This is a genomic window from Pseudomonas sp. SWRI18 (assembly GCF_014268345.1).
Lineage (GTDB): Bacteria > Pseudomonadota > Gammaproteobacteria > Pseudomonadales > Pseudomonadaceae > Aquipseudomonas > Aquipseudomonas cedrina.
In genome coordinates, this window is the sequence record NZ_JACCQQ010000010.1 from 174,981 (window position 1) to 189,588 (window position 14,608).

Below are 14,608 nucleotides of genomic sequence, written 5' to 3' on the forward strand. Positions count from 1 at the left end.
CCTGGAAATTGTGGCCCCATATACCGGAACAGAAGCGCGAGTTGAGTTCGCGCATGATTTGAAAGGAGAACACTATGGCTGACGAACAGACGCAGGATACGCAAAATCCAGACGCCAATTCGGCTGTCGGCGACGAGCTGGCGACCCGTGTGCAAGTGCTCGAAGAGCAATTGGCCGCTGCGCAGGATCAGTCTTTGCGTGTTGCCGCCGATCTGCAGAACGTCCGCCGCCGTGCCGAGCAGGACGTAGAGAAGGCTCACAAATTCGCACTGGAAAAATTCGCTGCAGATTTGCTGCCGATTATCGACAGTCTGGAGCGCGGTCTTGAGTTGTCCAACCCGGACGACGAAAACATCCGCGCGATGCGCGAAGGGATCGAACTGACCCTGAAAATGTTCCAGGACACCCTGAAGCGTTATCAGCTGGAAGCCATCGACCCAGCGGGCGGCGAACCGTTCAACGCTGAACATCACCAAGCCATGGCGATGCAGGAAAGCCATGACCTGGAGCCAAACAGCGTATTGAAAGTCTTCCAGAAAGGCTATCTGCTCAATGGTCGCTTGCTGCGCCCGGCGATGGTGGTGGTGAGCAAGGCTCCCGCACCCGTTTCGCCTTCTATTGATGAGCAGGCTTGAAATACGCCGCAAGGCCCCCATCTATAAGTCAAGCGTTTAAGTGCTACCGCAGTTAGCCACCACTGCTGCGGCAACCAAATTCAAGTTTCGGGAGAGTCAATCATGGGTAAAATTATCGGCATCGACCTGGGGACCACCAACTCGTGCGTCTCGGTCATGGAAAACGGCAAGGCCAAAGTTATCGAGAACGCCGAAGGCGCGCGTACCACGCCGTCGATCATCGCTTACGCGAATGATGGCGAGATCCTGGTGGGTCAGTCGGCCAAGCGCCAGGCTGTCACCAACCCGCACAACACCCTGTACGCGGTAAAACGTCTGATCGGTCGTAAGTTCGACGAAGAAGTCGTACAGAAAGACATCAAGATGGTGCCTTACAAAATCGCCAAGGCCGACAACGGTGACGCCTGGGTTGAGGTAAATGGCACCCGGATGTCCGCGCCGCAGATCTCGGCTGAAGTCTTGAAAAAGATGAAGAAGACTGCCGAAGACTACCTCGGTGAAACAGTGACCGAAGCGGTGATCACCGTTCCGGCCTACTTCAACGACAGCCAGCGCCAGGCAACCAAAGACGCCGGCCGCATCGCGGGCCTGGACGTAAAACGTATCATCAACGAACCAACCGCAGCTGCCCTGGCTTACGGTATGGATAAGGCCAAAGGCGACCACACCGTGATCGTTTATGACCTGGGTGGTGGTACTTTCGACGTCTCCGTCATCGAGATCGCTGAAGTTGACGGCGAGCACCAGTTCGAAGTGTTGGCCACCAACGGTGACACCTTCCTGGGTGGCGAGGACTTCGACATTCGTCTGATCGACTACCTCGTTGACGAATTCAAGAAAGAAAGCGGCATGAACCTCAAGGGTGACCCGCTGGCGATGCAGCGCCTGAAAGAAGCCGCTGAGAAAGCCAAGATCGAACTGTCCTCGAGCATGTCGACCGACGTGAACCTGCCGTACATCACTGCAGATGCCACCGGTCCTAAGCACTTGAACGTGAAGATTTCTCGCGCCAAGTTGGAAGCACTGGTTGAAGACCTGGTTCAGCGCACCATCGAGCCATGCCGCATCGCCCTGAAAGACGCCGGTATCGACGTGGGTTCCATCAACGACGTGATCCTGGTGGGCGGCCAGACCCGCATGCCGCTGGTGCAGCAGAAAGTTACCGAATTCTTCGGCAAGGAAGCACGTAAAGACGTGAACCCGGACGAAGCGGTTGCCATGGGTGCTGCCATCCAGGGCGCGGTATTGGCCGGTGACGTGAAAGACGTGCTGCTGCTGGACGTGAGCCCGCTGACCCTGGGTATCGAAACCATGGGTGGCGTAATGACTGCGCTGATCGAGAAAAACACCACGATTCCTACCAAGAAATCCCAGGTGTTCTCGACTGCCGACGACAACCAGGGCGCCGTGACCATTCACGTGCTGCAAGGTGAGCGTAAGCAAGCCGCCCAGAACAAATCCCTGGGCAAGTTCGACCTGGCCGAGATTCCACCAGCACCGCGTGGCGTGCCGCAAATCGAAGTGACCTTCGACATCGACGCCAACGGCATCCTGCACGTCGGCGCGAAAGACAAGGCGACCGGCAAAGAGCAGAAGATCACCATCAAGGCCAACTCCGGTCTGTCTGATGAAGAAATTCAACAGATGATTCGTGATGCTGAAGCCAATGCCGATGCGGATGCCAAGTTTGCCGAACTGGCTGGCGCCCGTAACCAAGGTGATGCGCTGGTTCACTCGACGCGCAAAATGGTCGCAGATGCTGGCGACAAAGTGACTGCGGAAGAGAAGGCCGCGATCGAAGCTGCCGTGGTTGCCCTGGAAGCCGCCGTCAAAGGCGACGACAAGGCCGCTATCGAAGCCAAGATCGAGGAGCTGTCCAAAGTCTCTGCCCCGGTTGCTCAGAAAATGTATGCCGAACAAGGTCAGCCAGCTGACGCTGCCGCGCAACAGGCAGAGCCTGAAGCCAAGCACGACGACGTTGTCGATGCCGAGTTCGAAGAAGTCAAAGACAACAAGTAATTGGGTTGTCCGGTTGACCGCTTTCAAGCGGTGACTGGTAGGATGTCGCCGCGCGGGAGCTTGCTCCCGCGTTGGCGTGTCTGGGGTATGCGAATTTTTACAGCATGCGACAACGTGCGGATGCTGGCGGTGTGATCGGAAATGCTCCTGCTTTCCGAGTAATAAATACCGCGTTTTGGCCGGGTCCCTGGCTGAAAGTAGTAACGACCAGGATCGTTGAATTGACGTGAGTTGGGTCCGGGCCTGTATTGGGGCTCAACGAGTTTGGCGGGGCTCAGGAGGGTCTGGCCGAACGTCCTTAAGAGTGCAAAGACTTATGGCAAAGCGTGACTATTACGAAGTGTTGGGTGTGGAGCGCGGCTCCAGCGAGGCGGACCTGAAGAAGGCCTACCGTCGCCTGGCGATGAAGCATCACCCGGACCGTAATCCGGACAGCAAAGAATCCGAAGAGATGTTCAAGGAGGCCAACGAGGCCTACGAATGCCTGTCTGATCCCAATAAACGTGCAGCCTACGACCAGTATGGTCATGCGGGCGTCGACCCGAGCATGGGTGGCGGCGGTGCCGGTTTTGGCGGTCAGAATTTCTCCGACATTTTCGGCGACGTATTCAGTGATTTCTTCGGCGGTGGCCGGGGCGGCCAGCGTGGCGGCGCCCAGCGCGGCAGCGATTTGCGTTACACCCTGGAATTGAACCTGGAAGAAGCCGTGCGCGGTACCAGCGTCAATATCCGCGTGCCAACGCTGGTCAACTGCAAGCCGTGCGATGGTTCGGGTGCCAAGAAAGGCTCATCGCCGATCACCTGCCCGACCTGCGGCGGTATCGGCCAGGTCCGTATGCAGCAAGGCTTCTTCTCGGTGCAGCAGACCTGCCCGCGTTGCCATGGCCAGGGCAAGATCATTTCCGACCCGTGCGACGCCTGCCACGGCGAAGGTCGCGTCGAAGAGTACAAGACCCTATCGGTGAAAGTGCCGGCGGGTGTGGACACCGGTGACCGCATTCGCCTTTCGGGTGAAGGCGAGGCGGGTGCCCAGGGCGGGCCTACGGGCGATCTGTACGTGGTGATCAATGTGCGTGAGCACTCGATCTTCCAGCGCGACGGCAAGCACCTGTTCTGCGAAGTGCCGATCAGCTTTGTCGATGCCGCCCTGGGTGGCGAGCTGGAAATCCCGACGCTCGACGGTCGCGTCAAACTGAAGATCCCTGAGGGTACTCAAACCGGCAAGCAGTTCCGTATCCGTGGCAAAGGCGTTGCGCCGGTGCGCGGTGGTGGAGCGGGCGACCTGATGTGCCGCGTCGCGGTTGAAACGCCGGTCAACCTGGGGCGGCGTCAGCGCGAACTGTTGGAAGAGTTCCGCAGCTCCCTGGAAGGCGATGACTCGCACTCGCCGAAAACCACGGGCTTCTTCGATGGCGTGAAGCGCTTCTTCGGCGACCTGTAAGGAATTGAATATGCGACGTATAGCCGTAATGGGCGCAGCCGGGCGCATGGGCAAGACGCTGGTGGAGGCGGTACAGCTGCGTTCGCCGGCCTCTGGCCTGACGGCGGCGATTGTTCGTCCGGGCAGCACGTTGATCGGCGCGGACGCTGGTGAGTTGGCTTCATTGGGGCGTATCGGCGTTTCGTTGTCCGGCAACCTGGAGCAGGTGGCCGATGAATTCGATGTGCTGATCGATTTCACCCTGCCGGAAGTGATGCTGAAAAACTTGGCGTTCTGCCGTAAAGCGGGCAAGGCCATGGTAATCGGCACCACCGGGTTGACGGCGGAGCAAAAGCATTTGCTGGCGGACGCGGGCAAGGATATTCCCATCGTCTTCGCCGCCAACTTCAGCGTCGGCGTGAACCTGTCGCTCAAATTGCTCGACCTCGCGGCGCGGGTGTTGGGTGACGAGGCGGATATCGAGATCATCGAGACCCACCACCGTCACAAGATCGATGCGCCGTCGGGCACTGCCTTGCGCATGGGTGAAGCGATTGCCGACGCGTTGGGCCGCGATTTGTCGAAGGTGGCGGTGTACGGTCGTGAAGGCCATACCGGCGCGCGTGCGCGTGACACCATTGGTTTTGCAACGGTGCGCGGTGGCGATGTGGTGGGTGATCACACCGTGTTGTTCGCCAGTGAAGGCGAGCGCCTGGAAATCACGCACAAGGCGTCCAGTCGCATGACCTTTGCCAAGGGTGCGGTACGTGCTGCGCTCTGGTTGGAAGGTCGCGAGCCGGGTCTGTACGACATGCGTGATGTGCTGGATCTGCACTAAACAGTAGCTAAAACAGGGCCTCAAACTTATGCTTGGGCCCCGTTTTTACCCGCTAAGCGACGTCCTGTCGCATTCCCCTGCCTTTAAGGCTCATTAGCGGTGGACCAAAAAAGCCTTTTTCTGTAAGCTACAGCTTTAGTGTGTCCACTAAAAGCGCGCAGAATAATTCAGTGAAGAAGCGGGGTGACGTGTCCATACGTCACTCCGCTTTTTTGCAACCTGCGATCGCCCTTTCAGGCTTTATTTACGGGAGGTCTTCTTGACTAAGCCAGCCATACTCGCCCTTGCTGATGGCAGCATTTTTCGCGGCGAAGCCATTGGAGCCGACGGTCAAACCGTTGGAGAGGTGGTGTTCAACACCGCCATGACCGGCTATCAGGAAATCCTTACCGATCCTTCCTACGCCCAACAGATCGTTACCCTGACCTATCCGCACATCGGCAACACCGGTACTACACCGGAAGACGTCGAGTCTGATCGTGTCTGGTCGGCCGGTCTGGTGATTCGTGACCTGCCCCTGGTTGCGAGCAACTGGCGTAACACGATGTCGCTCTCCGATTACCTGAAAGCCAACAACGTTGTGGCGATCGCCGGTATCGATACGCGCCGCCTGACACGCATCCTGCGTGAAAAAGGCTCGCAGAACGGCTGCATCATGGTCGGTGAGAATATCTCCGAGGAGGCGGCGATTGCCGCGGCGCAAGGGTTCCCTGGGCTGAAGGGCATGGACCTGGCGAAAGTCGTCAGCGTCAAAGAGAAGTACGAGTGGCGTTCCACTGTCTGGGACCTGAAGACCGACAGCCATGCGACGATCGATGCCGCTGAGTTGCCTTACCATGTTGTGGCCTACGACTACGGCGTAAAGTACAACATCCTGCGCATGCTGGTTGAGCGCGGCTGCCGCGTGACCGTGGTGCCGGCGCAAACGCCTGCCAGCGACGTGCTCGCCCTGCAGCCGGACGGCGTGTTCCTGTCCAACGGCCCCGGTGACCCGGAGCCCTGCGACTACGCCATCCAGGCCATCAAGGACGTGCTGGAGACCGACATTCCGGTGTTCGGTATCTGCCTTGGCCACCAGCTGCTGGCCCTGGCCTCCGGCGCCAAGACCCTGAAAATGGGCCACGGCCACCACGGCGCCAACCACCCCGTGCAAGACCTGGACACCGGCGTCGTCATGATCACCAGCCAGAACCACGGTTTTGCGGTGGATGAAGCGACCCTGCCGGCGAACGTGCGCGCCATCCACAAGTCGCTGTTCGACGGTTCCCTGCAAGGCATCGAGCGCACCGACAAGAGCGCGTTCAGCTTCCAGGGCCACCCTGAAGCCAGCCCCGGCCCGAACGACGTAGCGCCGCTGTTCGACCGTTTCATCAATGAGATGGCCAAGCGACGCTGACTGAGCAGCCTGCGGGCGGCCCCGAGTATCGGTGGCCCCCGCAGGCTCTTCAAAGAGTGTTCAAGACGGCTTGCCGACTGACCTGCGGATTTGAGTGACAAACCCATGCCAAAACGTACAGACATAAAAAGCATCCTGATTCTCGGCGCTGGCCCGATCGTGATCGGCCAGGCCTGTGAATTCGACTACTCCGGCGCCCAGGCCTGTAAAGCCCTGCGCGAAGAGGGCTACCGCGTCATCCTGGTGAACTCCAACCCGGCCACCATCATGACCGACCCGGACATGGCCGACGCCACCTACATCGAACCGATCAAGTGGCAGACCGTTGCCAAGATCATCGAGAAAGAGCGTCCGGACGCGTTGCTGCCGACCATGGGCGGCCAGACCGCCCTGAATTGCGCCCTGGACCTTGAGCGCGAAGGCGTCCTGGAAAAGTTCGGCGTAGAGATGATCGGCGCGAACGCCGACACCATCGACAAGGCCGAAGACCGTTCGCGTTTCGACAAGGCGATGAAGTCCATCGGCCTTGACTGCCCGCGCTCCGGTATCGCCCACAGCATGGAAGAGGCCAACGCGGTTCTCGAAAAGCTGGGCTTCCCGTGCATCATCCGTCCGTCCTTCACCATGGGCGGCACCGGCGGTGGCATTGCTTACAACCGTGAAGAGTTCGAAGAAATCTGCGCCCGTGGTCTGGATCTGTCACCGACCAAAGAGTTGCTGATCGACGAATCCCTGATCGGCTGGAAAGAGTACGAGATGGAGGTTGTCCGCGACAAAAAAGACAACTGCATCATCGTCTGCTCCATCGAAAACTTCGACCCGATGGGCGTGCACACCGGCGACTCGATCACCGTTGCTCCGGCGCAGACCCTGACGGACAAGGAATACCAGATCATGCGTAACGCCTCGTTGGCGGTATTGCGTGAGATCGGCGTTGAAACCGGCGGCTCTAACGTTCAGTTCGGCATCTGTCCGGACACGGGCCGCATGGTCGTGATCGAGATGAACCCGCGTGTATCGCGCTCTTCGGCGCTGGCATCGAAAGCGACCGGCTTCCCGATCGCGCGTATCGCGGCCAAGCTGGCAATCGGATACACCTTGGACGAGCTGCAAAACGAAATCACCGGCGGCGCCATGCCGGCGTCTTTCGAGCCGTCTATCGACTACGTTGTCACCAAGCTGCCGCGCTTTGCTTTCGAGAAATTCCCCAAGGCCGACGCACGCCTGACCACTCAGATGAAGTCGGTCGGTGAAGTCATGGCCATCGGCCGGACTTTCCAGGAGTCCCTGCAGAAAGCCCTGCGAGGCCTGGAAGTGGGCGTTTGCGGCCTGGACGAGAAGCTCGACCTGAGCAACCCGGAAAGCATGAGCATCCTCAAGCGCGAGCTGACCGTGCCGGGCGCCGAGCGCATCTGGTACGTGGCTGACGCCTTCCGTGCGGGCATGACCGTCGAAGACATCTTCGGCATGAACATGATCGACCCGTGGTTCCTGGTGCAGATCGAAGATCTGATCAAGGAAGAAGAGAAGGTCAAGACCCTCGGTCTGTCGTCCATCGACCGCGACCTGATGTTCCGCCTCAAGCGCAAAGGCTTCTCCGACCAGCGTCTGGCCAAGCTGCTGGGTGTGACCGAGAAGAACCTGCGCACCCATCGCCACAAGCTGGATATCTTTCCGGTCTACAAGCGCGTGGACACCTGCGCCGCCGAGTTCGCCACCGACACTGCCTACATGTACTCCACCTATGAGGAAGAGTGCGAAGCCGCGCCGTCGGGCCGCGACAAGATCATCATCCTGGGCGGCGGTCCGAACCGCATCGGCCAGGGCATCGAGTTCGACTATTGCTGCGTACACGCCGCCCTTGCGCTGCGCGAAGACGGGTACGAGACCATCATGGTCAACTGCAACCCGGAAACGGTTTCCACGGACTACGACACTTCCGACCGTCTGTACTTCGAGCCGGTCACCCTGGAAGACGTGCTGGAAATCTGTCGCGTCGAGAAGCCCAAAGGCGTGATCGTCCAGTACGGAGGCCAGACCCCGCTGAAACTGGCGCGTGCCCTGGAAGCCGCAGGCGTGCCCATCATCGGCACCAGCCCGGACGCCATCGACCGTGCAGAAGACCGTGAGCGTTTCCAGCAGATGGTTGAGCGCCTGAACCTGCGTCAGCCGCCAAACGCCACCGTGCGCAGCGAAGACGAAGCCATCCGCGCCGCCAGCAAGATCGGTTACCCGCTGGTGGTGCGCCCGTCCTACGTACTGGGCGGTCGTGCGATGGAAATCGTCTACGAAGAAGACGAGCTCAAGCGCTACCTGCGCGACGCGGTGAAAGTGTCCAACGATAGCCCCGTGCTGCTCGACCACTTCCTCAACTGCGCCATCGAGATGGACGTGGATGCGGTTTGCGATGGTACCGACGTAGTGATCGGCGCGATCATGCAGCATATCGAACAGGCGGGCGTTCACTCCGGTGACTCTGCGTGCTCGCTGCCGCCGTACTCGCTGCCGGCGCACATCCAGGACGAGATGCGCGAACAGGTCAAGAAAATGGCCCTGGAACTGGGCGTGGTCGGCCTGATGAACGTTCAGTTGGCGCTGCAAGGCGAAGACATCTACGTCATCGAAGTCAACCCACGTGCTTCGCGTACCGTGCCGTTTGTATCCAAGTGCATCGGTGTGTCCCTGGCCATGATCGCTGCCCGCGTGATGGCCGGTAAGACCCTGAAGGAAATCGGCTTCACCAAGGAGATCATTCCGAACTTCTACAGCGTCAAAGAGGCGGTGTTCCCCTTCGCCAAGTTCCCTGGCGTGGACCCGATCCTGGGCCCTGAGATGAAGTCCACCGGTGAAGTGATGGGCGTGGGCGACACCTTCGGCGAAGCGTTCGCCAAGGCCCAGATGGGCGCCAGCGAAGTGCTGCCGACCGGCGGTACTGCGTTCATCAGCGTGCGTGATGATGACAAGCCACTGGTTGCAGGCGTGGCCCGTGATCTGATCAACTTGGGCTTCGAAATCGTGGCCACTGCCGGGACCGCCAAGCTGATCGAAGCCGCAGGCCTGAAAGTGCGTCGCGTGAACAAGGTGACGGAAGGCCGTCCGCACGTGGTCGACATGATCAAGAACGACGAAGTCACCTTGATCATCAACACCACCGAAGGTCGCCAGTCGATCGCGGACTCCTACTCCATTCGTCGTAATGCCTTGCAGCACAAGATCTACTGCACCACCACTATTGCTGCTGGCGAAGCCATCTGCGAAGCGCTCAAGTTCGGTCCGGAAAAGACCGTGCGTCGCTTGCAGGATCTACACGCAGGATTGAAGGCATGAGCATAACCAAATACCCGATGACCGTTCAGGGCGCTCGCGCCCTAGAAGAGGAACACGCCCACCTGACCAAGGTCGTTCGTCCAAAGCTGAGCCAGGATATCGGTACGGCCCGCGAGCTGGGTGATCTGAAGGAAAACGCCGAATACCACGCTGCTCGCGAGCAGCAGGGTATGGTCGAGGCGCGCATCCGTGACATCGAAGGCCGCATGCAGAATGCGGTGATCATTGATGTCACGACGATTCCACATACCGGCAAGGTGATTTTCGGCACCACCGTGGAAATCGCCAACGTCGAGACGGATGAGCGCGTGGTCTACCAAATCGTGGGTGAAGACGAGGCTGACTTCAAACTTGGCAAGATCTCCGTCGGTTCACCCCTTGCCCGCGCCTTGATTGCCAAGGAAGAGGGGGATGTGGTGTCTGTGAAAACCCCTGGCGGCGTGATCGAGTACGAGATTGTTGAAGTTCGTCACATCTGAAAGACGGCGCCCGCTTCGTGCGGGCGCCATGCTCTGGCAGCTCTCCCAGATGCTCTGGGTCGGCGGCCTGTGGTTGCTGCACATTGGTGTATTACCGGCGCTGGGCCTGATTGGCCTGGCGCCGTTGCTGATCGATGAGATCGATGGATTGCTCAGTGCGTTGCTGGTAGGTTTTGCGGCGGCGTGCGTGACGCTCCAGGCGTTGGTGCTGGTCAAGGCTGAGGGCTTGGGGAGTTTGTGGCGAGATATTCGCGGGCAACTGCTGTTGATGGCGCTGTATGCGTGCGCAATGTATTGCATTGTGCATGTCTGGCTGCCGGAAGCGTTGCGCTGGCAGCTATTGAGCTATCTTGTGCTAGGGTTCTCCGGCCTGGTGCTGGTTGTACAACCCGCACCGGGATGGAGTGGCGGGGCGCGCGAAGCACGCCCCTGACCCTTGTTTTACTTGAAGCGATGAACGTTCGACAGCTGCTTGTTGACGCTGAAGTTCTTGCGATACAGCAGCGCCATCTTGCCGATGACCTGAACCAGGTCCGCCTTGCCCGCCTTGCACAGTTCTGCAACGGCAGCCAGGCGCGCTTCGCGATCAAGGATGTTGACCTTGATCTTGATCAGTTCGTGATCGTTCAGTGCGCGTTCAAATTCGGCTAACACACCTTCAGTCAAGCCGTTATCTGCCACAATCAGAACTGGTTTCAGATGGTGGCCAATGGACTTGTACTGTTTCTTCTGCTCTTGAGTGAGCGGCATAATCTGACCCCTGCGTCTGATCTTGTAAAAAGCGGCGGCCAGTTTACCCGAGCGAGTCCGGGACCGCCCAGTTAATCACGACCCGTTTTATTTTTCGAGGTGGCCCGTGGCCCGTTCCAAAACCAGCCTTAAGTGGCTACAAGAACATTTCAACGATCCTTACGTCAAAAAGGCGCAAAAGGACGGCTACCGTTCCCGGGCCAGCTACAAGCTGCTGGAGATCCAGGACAAGGACAAATTGATCCGCCCCGGCATGAGCGTTATTGATCTGGGCGCGGCGCCGGGTGGCTGGTCCCAGGTGACCAGTCGTCTGATTGGTGGGCATGGCCGCTTGATCGCTTCCGACATCCTGGAGATGGACAGCATCCCGGATGTGACCTTTGTTCACGGCGATTTCACCCAGGACGCCGTGCTCGCACAGATTCTCGAGGCTGTGGGAAATTCCCAGGTGGACCTTGTGATTTCCGACATGGCCCCCAATATGAGTGGATTACCGGCCGTCGATATGCCGCGCGCGATGTTCCTTTGTGAGCTGGCGCTGGATTTGGCGGGTCGGGTTCTGCGTCCTGGTGGTGATTTTCTGGTGAAAGTCTTTCAGGGCGAAGGGTTTGACGAGTACCACAAGAACATCCGCAAGCTGTTCGACAAGGTGCAGACGCGCAAGCCTGACTCTTCCCGGGACCGGTCTCGGGAGCAATATCTGCTCTGCCGCGGCTTCCGCGGCATAGAAGGCGCTGCGAGCGAAGAGCGTTTTTGAGGAATTCGAGGAGGGCGATAGGTTTTTTTATTTCGCTTTCGTCACGAAGCTTTACGAATATTGTGTAGTCAAAGTTTCACAAAGGGTTACAGACGGCGCCTGCCAGAGTTGTAGGTAATGTAGTAAGTTAGGCCGGTGAATATCATGCGAAGCACGCGCCAGTAGCGGAGCTTGCTTCAGAGGGTAGTTAATTGAACGATATGGCAAAGAATCTGATCCTGTGGTTGATCATCGCGGCTGTCCTGGTGACGGTGATGAACAACTTCTCCAGCCCTAACGAGCCGCAGACCCTCAACTATTCCGACTTCATCCAGCAAGTTAAGGATGGCAAGGTCGAGCGCGTAGCGGTTGATGGCTACGTGATTACCGGCAAACGAATTGATGGCGACAGCTTCAAGACCATTCGTCCGGCAATCCAGGACAACGGTCTGATCGGCGACCTGGTGGACAACAAGGTCGTTGTGGAAGGCAAGCAGCCCGAGCAGCAGAGCATCTGGACCCAACTGTTGGTGGCCAGCTTCCCGATCCTGGTGATCATCGCCGTGTTCATGTTCTTCATGCGCCAGATGCAAGGCGGCGCGGGAGGCAAGGGCGGGCCGATGAGCTTCGGCAAGAGCAAGGCGCGCCTGCTCTCCGAGGATCAAGTGAAGACCACCCTGGCTGACGTTGCCGGTTGTGACGAGGCCAAGGAAGAAGTCGGCGAACTGGTCGAGTTCCTGCGCGATCCGGGCAAGTTCCAGCGCCTGGGCGGCCGCATTCCTCGGGGCGTATTGATGGTCGGTCCTCCGGGTACGGGTAAAACCTTGCTGGCGAAGGCGATTGCCGGCGAAGCCAAGGTGCCTTTCTTCACCATTTCCGGCTCCGACTTCGTCGAAATGTTTGTCGGTGTCGGTGCCAGCCGTGTTCGCGATATGTTCGAACAGGCCAAGAAACACGCGCCATGCATCATCTTTATCGATGAAATCGACGCCGTTGGTCGCCATCGTGGCGCCGGCATGGGCGGTGGTCACGATGAGCGTGAGCAGACTCTCAACCAGTTGCTGGTCGAGATGGACGGCTTCGAAATGAACGATGGCATCATCGTCATCGCCGCCACCAACCGTCCGGACGTACTTGACCCAGCGTTGCTGCGTCCAGGCCGTTTCGACCGTCAGGTTGTGGTGGGCTTGCCGGATATCCGCGGTCGCGAGCAGATCCTGAAAGTACACATGCGCAAAGTGCCCATGGGTGATGATGTGGCTCCGGCCGTGATTGCCCGTGGTACGCCTGGTTTCTCCGGTGCCGACCTTGCCAACCTGGTCAATGAGGCGTCGCTGTTCGCTGCCCGTACCGGCAAGCGCATCGTTGAAATGAAAGAGTTCGAACTGGCGAAAGACAAGATCATGATGGGCGCCGAGCGCAAGTCCATGGTCATGTCCGAGAAAGAGAAGCAGAACACGGCCTACCACGAAGCGGGTCATGCAATTGTCGGACGCGTTGTGCCTGAGCACGACCCGGTCTACAAAGTGTCGATCATTCCTCGTGGGCGGGCGCTGGGTGTCACCATGTTCCTGCCGGAAGAGGATCGTTACAGCCTCTCCAAGCGTGCGCTGATCAGCCAGATCTGCTCCCTCTACGGCGGTCGTATCGCCGAGGAAATGACCCTGGGCTTTGACGGTGTGACGACAGGTGCCTCCAACGACATCATGCGTGCCAGTCAAATTGCGCGGAATATGGTGACCAAATGGGGCTTGTCCGAGAAACTTGGCCCGTTGATGTATGCCGAGGAAGAAGGTGAGGTGTTCCTGGGTCGTGGCGGCGGCGGTCAAAGCGCCAGCTTCTCCGGCGAGACCGCCAAGCTGATCGATTCCGAAGTGCGCAGCATCATTGACCAGTGCTACGGCACGGCCAAGCAGATCCTGACCGACAACCGCGACAAGCTGGACGCCATGGCTGATGCGTTGATGAAGTACGAGACCATTGACGCCGACCAGATCGACGACATCATGGCCGGCCGTACGCCGCGCGAGCCTCGCGATTGGGAAGGCGGTTCGGGCACCTCGGGCACTCCGCCCGTGGTACAGAATGAACGCCCAGAAACTCCGATCGGCGGCCCCGCAGCTGACGTCTAAGGTTTGAAATGACTTCTGTGTCGTCCTCCACCCGGCTGCCTTGCGGCAACCGGGTTCTTGATTTGGCTCATGCGCATGTCATGGGCATTCTCAACGTAACTCCCGACTCCTTTTCCGATGGCGGCCGCTTCAGCCAGCTTGATGCTGCCTTGCGTCATGCCGAGGCGATGGTGGCGGCCGGTGCGACGCTGATTGATGTGGGCGGTGAGTCGACTCGGCCTGGTGCGCGCATGGTTTCTCCCTTAGAGGAGCTGGAGAGGGTGTCGCCAATCGTCGAGCGTATTGCGCGTGAACTGGACGTGATCATTTCGGTGGATACGTCGACGCCTGCGGTGATGCGCGAAACTGCGCGCCTGGGAGCAGGCCTGATCAACGATGTGCGCGCTCTGCAGCGTGACGGTGCCCTTGATGCCGCTGCCGCGACGGGTTTGCCGGTGTGCCTGATGCATATGCGCGGCGAGCCCGGCAATATGCAGGACAGTCCTCGCTATGATGATCTGGTCGGCGAAGTGAGTGGTTTTCTCGCCGAGCGAATTGCTCAGTGCGCTGCCGTCGGGATTGCTGCGCATAAGATCATCCTCGACCCCGGCTTCGGCTTTGCGAAGACCCTGCAGCACAATTTAAGCCTGTTCAAGCATATGGAGTCCTTGCATCGCCTTGGGCGGCCGCTGCTGGTGGGCGTTTCGCGCAAGAGCATGATAGGGCTTGCCCTGAATCGTCCGGTGGGCGAGCGGTTGTACGGTGGACTTGCACTGGCGGCGCTTGCGGTAGCCAAGGGCGCACGTATCTTGCGTGTGCACGATGTCGCCGAGACAGTGGATGTGGTGCGTATGATTAGCGCGGTAGAATCAGCCGAATAAGAATGATGGAGCACTT

12 protein-coding genes are annotated in these 14,608 nt (G+C 59.0%); 11 read left to right on the top strand and 1 reads right to left on the bottom strand.

The genetic code is table 11. The features are described 5' to 3' along the window. The first annotated feature begins 74 nt into the window (after nucleotides 1–74). From grpE to H0Z09_RS13810, 8 genes are all read left to right on the top strand, one after another. A complete protein-coding gene (gene grpE / locus H0Z09_RS13775; RefSeq protein ID WP_186691084.1) occupies nucleotides 75–635 on the top strand; it encodes a nucleotide exchange factor GrpE in 561 nt (186 codons plus the stop codon). Between the two features lie 102 nt (nucleotides 636–737). Then, on the top strand, nucleotides 738–2,654 hold the full coding sequence (dnaK, locus tag H0Z09_RS13780; protein WP_076952828.1) for a molecular chaperone DnaK: 1,917 nt from the start codon (nucleotides 738–740) through the stop codon (nucleotides 2,652–2,654). A gap of 316 nt (nucleotides 2,655–2,970) precedes the next feature. After that, nucleotides 2,971–4,095, top strand: a complete 1,125-nt coding sequence (gene dnaJ, locus H0Z09_RS13785) for a molecular chaperone DnaJ (RefSeq protein WP_076952829.1) — start codon at nucleotides 2,971–2,973, stop codon at nucleotides 4,093–4,095. Between the two features lie 10 nt (nucleotides 4,096–4,105). Beyond that, a complete protein-coding gene (gene dapB / locus H0Z09_RS13790; protein ID WP_076952830.1) occupies nucleotides 4,106–4,912 on the top strand; it encodes a 4-hydroxy-tetrahydrodipicolinate reductase in 807 nt (268 codons plus the stop codon). A 259-nt stretch (nucleotides 4,913–5,171) separates the two neighbouring features. Next, complete coding sequence (carA, locus tag H0Z09_RS13795; protein ID WP_186691085.1) at nucleotides 5,172–6,308, top strand: glutamine-hydrolyzing carbamoyl-phosphate synthase small subunit; 1,137 nt, start codon at nucleotides 5,172–5,174, stop codon at nucleotides 6,306–6,308. 105 nt (nucleotides 6,309–6,413) lie between these two features. After that, entirely contained in the window at nucleotides 6,414–9,635 is a 3,222-nt protein-coding gene (gene carB / locus H0Z09_RS13800) for a carbamoyl-phosphate synthase large subunit (RefSeq protein ID WP_186691086.1), read from the top strand. 2 nt (nucleotides 9,636–9,637) lie between these two features. Next, nucleotides 9,638–10,114 (top strand): transcription elongation factor GreA, encoded by a 477-nt coding sequence (greA, locus tag H0Z09_RS13805; protein WP_076952884.1) that lies wholly within the window; start codon nucleotides 9,638–9,640, stop codon nucleotides 10,112–10,114. 28 nt (nucleotides 10,115–10,142) lie between these two features. Next, a complete protein-coding gene (locus tag H0Z09_RS13810) occupies nucleotides 10,143–10,547 on the top strand; it encodes an MFS transporter (RefSeq protein WP_186691087.1) in 405 nt (134 codons plus the stop codon). Nucleotides 10,548–10,555: 8 nt separating this feature from the next. On the opposite strand, the gene yhbY is transcribed toward H0Z09_RS13810, so the two are convergent. Beyond that, entirely contained in the window at nucleotides 10,556–10,864 is a 309-nt protein-coding gene (gene yhbY, locus H0Z09_RS13815; protein ID WP_043048386.1) for a ribosome assembly RNA-binding protein YhbY, read from the bottom strand. Between the two features lie 106 nt (nucleotides 10,865–10,970). Here yhbY and rlmE point away from each other — a divergent pair, with 106 nt between their 5' ends. The 3 genes from rlmE to folP all read left to right on the top strand — a co-directional run bounded on the left by rlmE (nucleotide 10,971) and on the right by folP (nucleotide 14,592). Next, nucleotides 10,971–11,621 carry a 23S rRNA (uridine(2552)-2'-O)-methyltransferase RlmE gene (gene rlmE, locus H0Z09_RS13820; protein WP_186691088.1) on the top strand — a complete coding sequence of 217 codons (651 nt, stop codon included), beginning with the start codon at nucleotides 10,971–10,973 and terminating at the stop codon, nucleotides 11,619–11,621. A 200-nt stretch (nucleotides 11,622–11,821) separates the two neighbouring features. Beyond that, nucleotides 11,822–13,732: an ATP-dependent zinc metalloprotease FtsH gene (gene ftsH, locus H0Z09_RS13825; RefSeq protein WP_076952834.1), complete on the top strand. Its 1,911-nt coding sequence runs from the start codon at nucleotides 11,822–11,824 to the stop codon at nucleotides 13,730–13,732. Nucleotides 13,733–13,740: 8 nt separating this feature from the next. After that, on the top strand, nucleotides 13,741–14,592 hold the full coding sequence (gene folP, locus H0Z09_RS13830; protein ID WP_186691089.1) for a dihydropteroate synthase: 852 nt from the start codon (nucleotides 13,741–13,743) through the stop codon (nucleotides 14,590–14,592). Nucleotides 14,593–14,608 lie beyond the last annotated feature (16 nt).